This is a genomic window from Streptomyces sp. WAC05292, from assembly GCF_003949955.1.
GTDB classification, from domain to species: Bacteria; Actinomycetota; Actinomycetes; order Streptomycetales; family Streptomycetaceae; genus Streptomyces; species Streptomyces globosus.
Genome location: NZ_RPSE01000185.1, coordinates 1 through 11710, shown reverse-complemented (window position 1 = coordinate 11710; position 11710 = coordinate 1). Strand labels below are relative to the sequence as shown.

At 74.0% G+C, this 11710-nt stretch carries 12 protein-coding genes and 1 tRNA gene; all 13 read left to right on the top strand.

What is annotated here, in order from left to right:
* Window positions 1-1316 (top strand): S1C family serine protease (locus EF903_RS19480; protein WP_125544903.1); only part of this gene is annotated, 1316 nt, incomplete at its 5' end.
* A gap of 140 nt (window positions 1317-1456) precedes the next feature.
* Window positions 1457-2362: a LysR family transcriptional regulator gene (locus EF903_RS19475; RefSeq protein ID WP_125544901.1), complete on the top strand. Its 906-nt coding sequence runs from the start codon at window positions 1457-1459 to the stop codon at window positions 2360-2362.
* A 142-nt stretch (window positions 2363-2504) separates the two neighbouring features.
* Window positions 2505-3059 carry a cysteine dioxygenase family protein gene (locus EF903_RS19470; protein WP_125544899.1) on the top strand — a complete coding sequence of 185 codons (555 nt, stop codon included), beginning with the start codon at window positions 2505-2507 and terminating at the stop codon, window positions 3057-3059.
* On the top strand, window positions 3059-4117 hold the full coding sequence (locus EF903_RS19465; RefSeq protein ID WP_125544896.1) for a YeiH family protein: 1059 nt from the start codon (window positions 3059-3061) through the stop codon (window positions 4115-4117). The genes EF903_RS19470 and EF903_RS19465 overlap by 1 nt, the downstream gene beginning before the upstream one ends.
* A 172-nt stretch (window positions 4118-4289) precedes the next feature.
* Window positions 4290-5258, top strand: a complete 969-nt coding sequence (locus EF903_RS19460) for a serine protease (protein ID WP_125544895.1) — start codon at window positions 4290-4292, stop codon at window positions 5256-5258.
* A gap of 39 nt (window positions 5259-5297) precedes the next feature.
* Window positions 5298-5382 (top strand) — tRNA-Ser (locus tag EF903_RS19455).
* Window positions 5383-5571: 189 nt separating this feature from the next.
* A complete protein-coding gene (locus EF903_RS19450) occupies window positions 5572-6018 on the top strand; it encodes a DUF6344 domain-containing protein (RefSeq protein ID WP_125544894.1) in 447 nt (148 codons plus the stop codon).
* 178 nt (window positions 6019-6196) lie between these two features.
* Window positions 6197-7354, top strand: coding sequence for an acyl-CoA dehydrogenase family protein (locus tag EF903_RS19445; RefSeq protein ID WP_125544893.1), 1158 nt, complete (start codon window positions 6197-6199; stop codon window positions 7352-7354).
* Window positions 7351-8271, top strand: a complete 921-nt coding sequence (locus EF903_RS19440; protein ID WP_125544892.1) for a bifunctional MaoC family dehydratase N-terminal/OB-fold nucleic acid binding domain-containing protein — start codon at window positions 7351-7353, stop codon at window positions 8269-8271. Before EF903_RS19445 ends, EF903_RS19440 begins: the two co-directional genes overlap by 4 nt.
* Window positions 8271-9386 carry an acyl-CoA dehydrogenase family protein gene (locus tag EF903_RS19435; RefSeq protein ID WP_125544891.1) on the top strand — a complete coding sequence of 372 codons (1116 nt, stop codon included), beginning with the start codon at window positions 8271-8273 and terminating at the stop codon, window positions 9384-9386. The genes EF903_RS19440 and EF903_RS19435 overlap by 1 nt, the downstream gene beginning before the upstream one ends.
* Window positions 9373-9792, top strand: coding sequence for a MaoC/PaaZ C-terminal domain-containing protein (locus EF903_RS19430; protein WP_125544889.1), 420 nt, complete (start codon window positions 9373-9375; stop codon window positions 9790-9792). The genes EF903_RS19435 and EF903_RS19430 overlap by 14 nt, the downstream gene beginning before the upstream one ends.
* Complete coding sequence (locus EF903_RS19425) at window positions 9789-10955, top strand: lipid-transfer protein (RefSeq protein ID WP_125544887.1); 1167 nt, start codon at window positions 9789-9791, stop codon at window positions 10953-10955. The genes EF903_RS19430 and EF903_RS19425 overlap by 4 nt, the downstream gene beginning before the upstream one ends.
* 125 nt (window positions 10956-11080) lie before the next feature.
* Window positions 11081-11614, top strand: a complete 534-nt coding sequence (locus EF903_RS19420; RefSeq protein WP_125544885.1) for a SigE family RNA polymerase sigma factor — start codon at window positions 11081-11083, stop codon at window positions 11612-11614.
* The last annotated feature ends 96 nt before the right edge of the window (window positions 11615-11710 follow it).

The following is an 11710-nucleotide window of genomic DNA, read 5'->3' as shown; positions in this document are numbered from 1 at the left end:
CGCCCGCGCCGCACCAGGCCCCGGCTGCGGCGGCGTACGCCTACCCGCAGACCCCCGCCCCGCACCCGGGCGAGTCCGCGCACGGAGCGGGCGGCTGGCCGCCCCCGCCGCCCGCGGTCCCCGCGTACGGCGCGGGCGGCGGGCACGGCGCCGGCTGGGGCGCGTTCCCGCACGACGGGGCCGCACCGGCCAAGCGCCCCGGCAAGGGCGGCCTGGTCGCCGCGGTGCTGGCGGCAGCCCTCCTCGCGGGCGGTGTCGGCGGCGGTGTCGGCTACTGGGCCGCCGAACGCAACGACAGCGGCTTCGGCTCGACGACGATCACCGCGGGCAACACCCCCAAGGACCTCAAGCGCGAGCCCGGCTCCATCGCCGGCCTGGCGGCCGGCGCGCTGCCCAGCGTGGTCACGCTCCAGGCCTCCGCGGGCGGCGGCGACGGCGAGGGCGGCACCGGCACCGGCTTCGTCTACGACCAGCAGGGCCACATCCTCACCAACAACCACGTGGTCGCCTCCGCCGCCAACGGCGGCCGGCTCTCCGCGACCTTCTCCGACGGCAAGAAGTACGAGGCCGAGGTCGTCGGCCGCGCCCAGGGGTACGACGTCGCCGTGATCAAGTTGAAGAACCCGCCGGCCGGCCTGAAGCCGCTGCCGCTGGGCAACTCGGACAAGGTCGCCGTCGGCGACGCGACCATCGCGATCGGTGCGCCTTTCGGCCTGTCCAACACGGTCACCACCGGCATCGTGAGCGCCAAGGACCGCCCCGTCGCCTCGGGTGACGGCTCCGGCGCCAAGAACTCGTACATGAGCGCCCTCCAGACGGACGCCTCGATCAACCCCGGCAACTCCGGAGGCCCGCTGCTCGACAGCCGCGGTGCGGTGATCGGCATCAACTCCGCGATCCAGTCGGCGGGCGGCGGCGGCCTCGGTGCGCCGGCCGGCTCGATCGGCCTCGGCTTCGCGATCCCGATCAACCAGGCGAAGAACGTCGCCGAGTCGCTGATCAAGACGGGCAAGCCGGTCTATCCGGTGATCTCCGTCTCCGTCGACCTCCAGTCCAAGGTCGACGGCGCGAAGATCTCCGAGCAGGGCGCCCCGGCCAACGAGCTGGTCGACCCCAACGGCCCCGCGGGCAAGGCCGGCCTGCGGCCCGGCGACATCATCACCCGGTTCGGGGACCGGCCGATCGACAGCGGTCCGACCCTCATCAGCGAGATCTGGACGCACAAGCCGGGCGACGTGGTGAAGCTGACCTACCTGCGCGAGGGCAAGCCGAGCACCGTGGACATCACGCTCGGCTCGCGCGTCGGCGACAAGTAGGCGCACCACACCGGGGCCGGGGCCGGGGCCGGGCGACGTCCGTCCGGCGGCCGGCAGCCGGACCGGACTGGCCGGATGGGGAGGGGCCGCGGGCGGGAATCCGCCTACGGCCCCTCCCAACGTCCGCTTATGCTTTCGCTGTGTTCGATTCGCGGCACATACGCACGTTTCACGAGGTCGTCGCCGCCGGCAGCTACTCGGCAGCCGCCCGCGCCCTCGGGTACACGCAGCCGGCGGTCACACAGCAGATGAAGGCGCTCGAACGGGCCGCCGGAACCCCGCTCTTCACCCGGGTCGGCCGCACGATGCAGCTCACCGAGGCCGGGAAGTCCCTCGCCCGGCACGCCGAATCCATCCTCGGCACCCTCACCGCCGCGGAGTCCCAGCTCAAGGCGTACGCCCGGCTGCGCACGGGCCGGGTACGGCTCTGCGGCTTCCCCAGCGCCAACGCCACGCTCGTACCGGAGGCCCTCAGCAGCCTGGCCAAGGACCACCCGGGCATACAGGTCGAACTCCTCGAGTGCGAGCCGCCGGAGTCGCTGCGGCGGCTGGAGCGCGGCGAGTGCGACATCACCCTGGCCTTCACCTATCCCGGCCTGCACGAGGAGCTTCCCGACGAGGTGGCGGAGATCAGGCTGATGGAGGACCAGCTCACGGTGCTGCTGCCCACCGGGCACCCGCTGGCCCGGCGCCGGGCCGTCCACCTCGCCGACCTCGCGGAGGAGCGCTGGATCGCGGGCTGTCCGCGCTGCCGTGCCAATCTGCTGCACGAGTGCGCCGAGCTCGGCTTCGTCCCCGACATCCGGTTCGCCACCGACGACAACCTGGTGGTGCAGAGCATGGTCGGGCAGGGGCTCGGCGTCGCCATGATGCCCGCCCTCGTGCTGCCGTCGCTCTCCCTGGCCAGGGTCTGCGGCCGCGCCCTCCAGCCGGCCGCCCGGCGCCACATCGCCGCGTACGTCTACCGAGACCACCTGAGGATCCCCGCGACGGCGGTGGCCCTGGACGTCCTCAAGGCGGTGGCGTCGAACCGCGTCGGCTGCTGACGCTGCCGCCCCGGTCCCGACCGGAGCAGCCTCCCCGGTCGGGACCGGAGGTGCATGGGCGGGCCGATCCATAAGCGCCGGTTGGGTTTTCGGGTGAGAACTGTCGTTGGACGTGATGGGTCGGCGCCTCGACGCTGCCTGTATGACCACCACCGCGCCGGCCCGCACGACCACGAGGATGGCCGCCCTCGTCCGTGAGATACGCACCGTCGTCGACCGGGGCCTCACCCCGGAGCAGACCGCCCAGCAGGTGTGCGAGCGCGTGGCCCCGCACCTGGGGGCGCCCGATCTGCTGGCCCCCGAGCAGTGCGAGGGCAGCCAGGACCGCTACCGCCAGCACGTGCTGCACGCCGAGCCGGACGGCAGCTTCTCGGTGGTGGCACTGGTGTGGCTGCCCGGTCAGGAGACGACCGTCCACGACCACGTCTCCTGGTGCGTGGCAGGGGTTCACCAGGGCCAGGAGGGCGAGCTCCGCTACCGGCTCGTGCCCGCCACCGCGACGTCCGCCGCGCGCCTCGTGGCCACCGAGACGGTCGTCAACGGCGTGGGCGACGTCTGCGGGTTCGCCCCGCCCGGGGACATCCACAAGGTCCGCAACTCCTGCGGTACGAAGGCGATCTCGATCCACGTCTACGGCGCCGACGTCGCCCGGCTCGGCAGCAGCGTCCGCCGCGTCTACACGCTCCCCGTCGACTGATGGCCCTGCTCAACCGCCCGGTCCGGGCGGCGGACCGGCCCGGCCGCCGGATTGTTTCACGTGAAACCCCCTCCCCCTGGCCGGGGTTGGCCATGGCCGCAGGCGGCGTCGGGGCGGCGTGGTGCGTGCACCGGCTGCTGCCGGGCATTCCGATGCTGACGGCCGCGGTCGTCCTCGGTATCGCCGCGGGGCACCTCCCCGGCCTGCGGCACACCGTGCGCGGAGTCGCGCGGCCGGGGCTCTCGCTGGCCGGCCGGCGGCTGATGCGGATCGGCATCGTGCTGCTGGGCCTCGGACTCGGTCTGGACCAGGTGTTCCGGCTTGGCTGGGCCACGGTGGCGATGGTGGCGTGCGTGGTCGCGGCCACGTTCCTCGGCACGGTGTGGCTGGGCCGCAGGCTCGGCCTGCCCGGCGACCAGCCGCTGCTCATCGCCACCGGATACTCGATATGCGGGGCCTCGGCGATCGGCGCCGTGAGCCAGGTGTCGGGCAGCGACGAGGAGGACGTCGCCGCATCCGTCGCGCTGGTGACCCTGTGCGGCACGCTCGCCATTGCGGTGCTCCCCCTCCTCCAGGACCCCCTGGGACTGGCCGACGAGGCCTTCGGGCGCTGGGTCGGCGCGAGCGTCCACGACGTCGGCCAGGTGGTGGCCACCGCCCAGACCGCCGGCCCGGACGCCCTCGGCGAAGCCGTCCTCGTCAAGCTGATGCGCGTGGCGCTCCTGGCCCCGCTGGTGGCGGCCGTCGCGTTCTCGCTGCGGGCCCGGCGCCGCGGAGCGCGCACGGAGTCGGGGCGCCGGCCCGCCCCGGTGCCGCTGTTCGTGGCCGGCTTCCTCGCGGCGGCCGCGCTGCGCGCCACCGGTGTCCTCCCCGCAGCGGCCCTGGACTGGGCGCACACGGCGCAGGAACTGCTGCTCGCCGCAGCCCTGTTCGGGCTCGGAAGCGCCGTGGACCTTCCCTCCCTGGCGCGGACCGGGGGCCGGGCCGCACTTCTCGGGCTGGCCGCGTGGGTGGTGGTCGCGGGCGTCTCGTACGCAGGTGTCCTGCTGACCGTGTGACCTGGGGGACGGACGGGAGTCGGCCAAATGCCGGCCGGATCCGACCGAACGTTCCGACTGCCTCCTGACTTCTCGCGCCGCGCGTGCGACCCTGCGGCCGATCCGCACCGACAGCTCTTCACCCCCACCCTGCCCGGCCCCCGCCGGACCGGGCACGGCAGAAGGAGTCTGCGTGAATCGTCATCGCACGGCAGCATCCGTCCTCCTGGCCGCGGGCGCCCTGATCGCGGGCGCTCTGACGGGAGCCGCCCCCGCGGCCGCCGCCGAGGGCCCCGCCTCGTTCCGCCAGCGGCACACCGAGGGCTTCTGGACCGCCGAACGGATGCGCAGCGCCGTCCCGCTGGACGCGGTGGCGGCGCCCGGGACGGCGCGGCGCACTCCGGCCGCCTCGTCGGAGCGCCCCACGCTGATCGCTCCGACGCCGGCCTCGGCGGCGCCCGCCGCGGTCGCGCCGACCGCCTTCCCCCAGGCGGGGGGTCCGTGGACCGGGGGCGGAGCGGTGGTGAAGACCTCCGGCCGGGTGTTCTTCACGTTCGGCGGACGGACGGCCTCCTGCTCCGGAGACTCCGTGACCAGCGCCAACGGCAGCACGGTGATGACCGCCGGCCACTGCGTGAAGTACCAGGGCTCCTGGCACACGAACTGGATCTTCGTCCCCGGCTACGACAACGGGAACGCGCCCTACGGTCAGTGGACGGCCACGCAGACCTTCGCGACGGACAAGTGGGCGGCGAGCGAGGACATGAACATGGACGTCGGCCTGGCCGTCGTGGCCCCGCTGAACGGCCAGAAGCTCAGCCAGGTCGTCGGGGCCCAGGGCCTGCTGTTCAACGGCGCCTACAACAAGAGGATGTACGCCTTCGGCTTCCCGGCCGCGTCGCCGTACGACGGCTCGAAGCTGGTCTACTGCAGCGGCAACAGCGGAAAGGACTTCCTGCTGACCAAGGACCACAGCCTGGGCTGCAACATGACGGGCGGATCCAGCGGCGGCCCCTGGTTCCAGGACTTCGACGAGGCCACCGGTCTGGGCACCCAGGTGTCGGTGAACAGCTTCGGCTACGCCTTCCTGCCGAACCGCATGTTCGGCCCGTACTTCGGCAACGAGGCCAAGGCCGTCTACGACAAGGCCCAGAATTCCTGACCCCGGTGCCTCCCGCCTCCCGGTACTCTGTACCGGCCAGGTGGGTTGCCCGAGCGGCCTAAGGGAACGGTCTTGAAAACCGTCGTGGCGCAAGCCACCGTGGGTTCAAATCCCACACCCACCGCACCACGGCCATCGCGCCGGCCTTGAAGGGGCGCCCCGATACGGGGCGCCCCTTTTCGTGCTCTGGTGCGTTCGGGTGGTGTTTGTCGGACGATCGGCGCGGGGCGGGGCCGGCGTGCGGTTGCGGACACATCATGTCGAATGTATGCAGATCCGCCCGTCGGAACATCGCGAAACGAGGCACCCCGTCATGGCTCAGCGCATTGCCGCCCGCTCCGTGTGGACCGTGTTCACCGCCCTGCTCCTCGCGGTGCTCGCCGCTTTCGGCTTCCGCCGCGGCAAGGCCGCCGCGGCCGCGGTCCGCGTCGGTGAGGCGCCGGTGTGGGCCACCGCGGTGGTCCCGGGCCCGGCGGCCGTCCCGGGGGTGCGGCGGGCGTGCCCGGCAGGGGTGCGGGGTGCGGCGCTTCCGCCGACGATCAAGCAGCGGATCCGCGCCGAGGCCCACGGCAAGTCCCCCTCCGTCCGCCGGTCCGCCGCCGGCGCCGCGGCTGGTGCGCGGGTCGGGACGCCCTCCGCGGACGAGGGTGGGGCCGCCGGTTCTGCCGCCGCCGTCGGCGGTGCGTGCGGCGGGGTGCCGGCCGTGCGGTGGTCGTCGGCCGTGCGGGCGCGGCAGGAGGGGTTCGCGCGGGCAGCGTAGGGCGCGTTCCGCCCGGGGTGTGTGGGGCCGCCGGGCCGGGAGACGGTGGGGTTTCCGGACGGAGCGGCCCTTTTGCGTCCGCGGCGGGGGCCCGCGGCGTCCCGAGCCTTGACAGCCGCAGCAAATCTGACGGACAGTCAGTTTTCTGCGGACGTCGTGACGCCGGGAGGCCTGCACCGTGCACCTCGCCCCGACGGCAGCGCAGTTGTGGCTCCGCGCCGAGCTGCGCGCCTACTTCCAGGACCTCCTGCCGGACGGCCCTCCTGCCGACCCGGAGGCGCGCCGCGCCCTGCTGCGGCGCATGGGCTCGGACGGCCTCCTCGGCATCGGCTGGCCAGTCGAGTACGGCGGCCGCGGCCGCGGCGCGGACGAGCAGTTCGTGTTCTTCGACGAGGCATACCGGGCGGGGGCGCCCGTCTCGATGGTCACCCTGAACACCGTCGGGCCGACCCTGATGACATACGGCACCCGGGAGCAGAAGGACCGGTTCCTGCCCCGAATCCTCGCCGGCGAGGCCGTCTTCGCGATCGGCTACACCGAGCCCGGTGCCGGGACCGACCTTGCCGCCCTGCAGACCCGAGCCGTCCGCGACGGGGACGGCTGGGTGATCGACGGGCAGAAGTCCTTCACCTCCAACGCCCAGCACGCCGACTGGATCTGGCTGGCCTGCCGCACCGACCCCGGCGCGCCGAGGCACGAGGGCATATCGATCATCCTGGTCCCCACCTCCGCCCCCGGCTTCTCCTGGACGCCGGTCGAGACGGTCGGCGGCCTCATGACGACGTGCACGTACTACGACTCCGTGCGGGTGCCCGCCGGGAACCTCGTCGGCCCCGAGAACGGCGGCTGGCGGCTGATCACCAACCAGCTCAACCACGAGCGCGTCGCCCTGGCCGCCATCGGCATGCAGGCCGAGGAGTTCCTCGGATCCGCGCTGCGGTACGCCCGCACCGCGGATCCGGCCACCGGGGAGCGGCCGGCCGACCGGCCGTGGGTGCGGTCCCGGCTCGCGGAGGCCCACGCCCGGCTGGCCGCGCTCCGGCTGCTCAACTGGCGGCTCGTCCAGGACGTCGGGGCCGGCACCCTCGCCCCGGGCGATGCCGCCGGCGTCAAGTTCCTCGGCACCGAGGCGGCCGTCGAGGTGTACCGGATGTGCCAGGAGGCCGTCGGCGAGGAGGCCTTCCTGCGCGGCGGCGAGCCCGGCGCCTTCGCCGGCGGCGAGCTGGAGCGGCTGAACCGGGCCGCTCAGATCAACACCTTCGGCGGCGGCGTCAGCGAGGTGCAGCGGGAGATCGTCGCCGTGATGCGGCTCGGCATGCGGGGCGGGAAGCGGTGACCGGGGCGGACCGCGCCGAGCCGGAGGCGGACCGCCTCCTCGCGCGCCTCAAGGCCTTCGAGGGCCTGCCCGCCGTCACCGGGGGCCGGGGCAAGGACCCCGTCAACGCGGTGATGATCCGCCACTGGTGCGAGGCGATGGGCGACACCAACCCGGCCTACACGGGACCAGACGCCGTCGCCCCGCCCACCATGCTGCAGGCCTGGACGATGGGCGGCCTCTCCGGCCACGGCGGCCGCTCGGAAGCCTACGACGAACTCCTCGCCCTCCTCGACGCCGCCGGTTGCACCTCCGTCGTCGCCACGGACTGCGAACAGGAGTACCTGCGCCCGCTGCGGCCCGGCGACACCGTCACCTTCGACGCGGTCATCGAGTCCGTGTCCCCCCGCAAGACCACCCGCCTGGGCACCGGCCACTTCGTGACCACGCGCATGGACGTGCTCGCCGGCGGCGAACCGGCCGGAACCCACCGCTTCCGGATCCTCAAGTACGCCCCGGCGCGGACCGAGCCGAAGGCCGCACGTCCGCGGCCGGTGATCAACCGGGACAACGCCGGGTTCTGGGAAGGCGTCCGGCAGCACCGGCTGCTGATCCAGCGGTGCGACGGCTGCGGAACGCCGCGCTTCCCCTGGCTGCCCGGCTGCAACGCCTGCGCGAGTCTGGAGTGGGACACCGTGCAGGCCTGCGGCGAGGCCACCGTCTTCAGCCACGTCGTCATGCACCACCCGCCCTTCCCGGCGTTCGACCCGCCTTACGCGGTCGCCCTCGTCGAACTCGCCGAAGGCGTACGGATGATCACCAACATCACCGGAGTCCCCCACGACCGGGTCCGCATCGGCATGCCCGTCCGCCTGGAGTTCCTCCGGGTCGACGAGGACCTGGAGCTGCCGGTCTTCCGAGGAGGGAGCGAGGCCTGATGGACTTCCGCCCCGGAGAGGAGCAGGCCGCCGCGGCCGCGCTCGCCGCCCGCGTCTTCCGCGACCTGTCCACTCCCGAGCGCCTCGCCGCCGCAGGCACCGGAAGCGACGCCGAGCTGTGGAAGGCGCTCTGCGACTGCGGGCTGGTCGCCGCCGTCGAGGACACGGGCCTGCTCGGCCTCGTCCTCGTCCTGGAGGAGCAGGGCCGCACCACCGCCCAGGTCCCGTACGCCGCCACCTGCGCCTACGGAGTCCTCCCCCTCGCCGCGCACGGCACCCCCGAGCAGCGGCGGCGCCTGCTGCCCGCCCTCGGCACGGGCGAGGCGGTGGCCACCGGGGCCTTCCCGGACCGCGGCCGCGTCACGGCCGCCCCCGGCGGCCGGCTGACCGGATCCGTCCCGTGGGTGCCGTGGCTGCGCGATGCCACCCACGTCCTCGTCCCGGACGCCGACCGGGTCCTGTGGCTCGTACGGACGGACGAGCCCGGTGCGGAGGCCGAGCCGGTGGAGACGACGGCCCCCTGGTCGGCGGGCCGGCTCACCCTGTCCGGCGCCGCGGCGGAGCGGCTCGGCGCCGGTCCGGACGCGTACGCCGCGGTCCTCGCCGCCGCCCGTACCGCGTTCGCCGGCCTGCAGGCCGGGGTCTGCGCGGGATCCCTGGCCCGCGCCGTGGAACACGCCACCACCCGGGAGCAGTTCGGGCGGCCGCTGGCCGCGAAGCAGGGCGTGCTGCTGCGGGCGGCGGACGCCCACATGGACACGGAGGCGATCCGGGTCACCGCCTACGAGGCGGCCTGGCGGATCGACGAGGGCCTCCCGGCGGACGAACACGCCCTGACGGCGGCCTGGTGGGCCTCGGAGGCCGGCAAGCGGGTCGTACATGCGGGGCAGCACCTGCACGGCGGGGCCGGCGCCGACCTGGAACACCCCGTCCACCGGCATTTCCTGTGGGGGCGGCAACTGGACGCCTACCTCGGCTGCGGCGGCGAACTGCTCGCCGAGCTGGGCGACCTGCTCGCCCGCCCCGAGGACGACCCCGGGCGTGCGGCCGCCGCCGGCGGCGCCCGCACGCCCGGGCAGGTGCAGCCGAGGAGGAGCGCGCATGAACGTCGGTGACACGCTGGCCCCGCTGGAGATCCCGATCACCCGCACCCTGATCGTCGCCGGCGCCGTCGCCTCCCGCGACTACCAGGACGTCCACCACGACGCCCACCTCGCCCGCGAGAAGGGCGCCCCCGACATCTTCATGAACATCCTCACCACCAACGGACTCGTCGGCCGGTACATCACCGACCGGCTCGGCCCCCGGGCGGTACTCCGCAAGGTCGCGATCCGCCTCGGCGCCCCCAACCACCCCGGCGACACCATGACCCTGACCGGGACCGTCACCGCCGCGGACGGGGACACACTGGAGATCCGTGTCGTCGGCGCGAACGGCATCGGCCACCACGTCACCGGCACGGTCACGGTGGCCCTGCCCGCCCCGCCGCCGGCCGGCGGCATCCCCGGAGGAGCGCCATGAGCCTGCGCACCCGCGACCTGCTCGGCGGCCGCGCGGCCATCGCGGGCATCGGCGCGACCGAGTTCTCCAAGGACTCCGGCCGCAGCGAGCTCCGACTCGCCGTCGAGGCCGTGCACGCCGCCCTCGACGACGCCGGCCTCGCCCCCGCAGACGTCGACGGCCTGGTCACCTTCACCATGGACAGCAGCCCCGAGATCACGGTTGCCCAGGCCGCGGGCATCGGCGAGCTTTCCTTCTTCTCGCGCATCCACTACGGCGGCGGAGCCGCCTGCGCCACGGTCCAGCAGGCGGCTCTCGCCGTCGCGGCCGGCGTCGCCGAGGTCGTCGTCTGCTACCGCGCCTTCAACGAGCGCTCCGGCCGCCGCTTCGGCTCGGGCGTCCAGCAGCGCGAGCCGTCGGCCGAGGGCGCCGCCCTCGGCTGGTCCCTGCCGTGGGGGCTGCTCACCCCGGCCTCCTGGGTGGCCATGGCGGCCCGCCGCTACCTGCACGTCCACCGCCTCACCCCCGAGGCCTTCGGGCACGTCGCGGTCACCGCCCGCCGGCACGCCGCGAACAACCCGGCCGCCTGGTTCCACGGCCGGCCCATCACCCTCGCCGACCACGCGGCCTCCCGCTGGATCGCCGAGCCGCTGCGGCTGCTCGACTGCTGCCAGGAGACGGACGGCGGCCAGGCGGTCGTCGTCACCACCGCCGAACGGGCCCGGGACCTGCGCCACCGCCCCGCCGTGATCACCGCGGCCGCCCAGGGCGCAGGGCGCCGCCAGGAGGGCATGACCTCCTTCTACCGCGACGACCTCACCGGCCTCCCCGAGATGGACGTGGTCGCCCGCCAGCTGTGGCGCACCAGCGGGCTGCGGCCCGCGGACATCGACGTTGCCGTCCTCTACGACCACTTCACGCCGTTCGTGCTCATGCAGCTGGAGGAGTTCGGCTTCTGCAAGCCCGGGGAGGCCGCCGACTTCGTTGCCGCCGGCGCGCTGCCGCTCAACACGCACGGCGGCCAGCTGGGCGAGGCGTACCTGCACGGCATGAACGGCATCGCCGAAGCGGTCCGCCAGCTGCGCGGCAGTTCCGTCAACCAGGTCCCCGGAGCCGCCCGGGTGCTGGTCACCGCCGGGACCGGGGTTCCGACTTCCGGCCTGATCCTCGGCAGCGACGCGTGAGCCGGTCCCGGGCGTCCGTCCACCTTCAGGAGGTCGGGCCGTCCCCACCCCTACAACTTGAGGCGGACCCCCCTTCGGCACCTGGGGCCGATCCGTGCGGCGGTACCCGCTCCTAGCGTGGAGTCATGACCACGCCTGTGTGCCCGCTCGCCTCGAACCCGACGCCGTACCCGTCGTTCTCGGCGTACGTCCGGAGCCGGGGCACGGCCCTGCTGCGTACCGCGCGCTCCCTCACGCCGAACCCGTGCGACGCCGAGGACCTCCTCCAGACGGCCCTTGCCAAGACGTACACCGCCTGGGACCGCATCGAGGACCACCGCGCCCTGGACGGCTACGTCCGCCGGGCCCTGGTGAACACCCGCACCTCGCAGTGGCGCAAGCGCAAGGTCGACGAGTTCGTATGCGACGAGCTCCCCGAGGCGGAGGTCCTGCCGGCGACCGACCCGGCCGAGGCCCAGGCGTTGCGGGACGCGATGTGGCGCGCGGTGACCCGGCTGCCGGACCGGCAGCGCGCCATGGTCGTGCTGCGCTACTACGAGGACCTGACCGAGGCGCAGACCGCGGCCGTGATGGGCGTGTCGGTCGGCACGGTCAAGAGCGCCGTCTCCCGTGCCCTGGTCAAGCTCCGCGAGGACCCGGAGCTCGTTCCGGTCCGCTGACCCGCCGCTCTCATGCGGTGCCGCCGCGTTTCACGTGAAACACGGCCCCCCGCCCGACGGTTTCACGTGAAACACCGGCGGCCGACAACCCCGCCC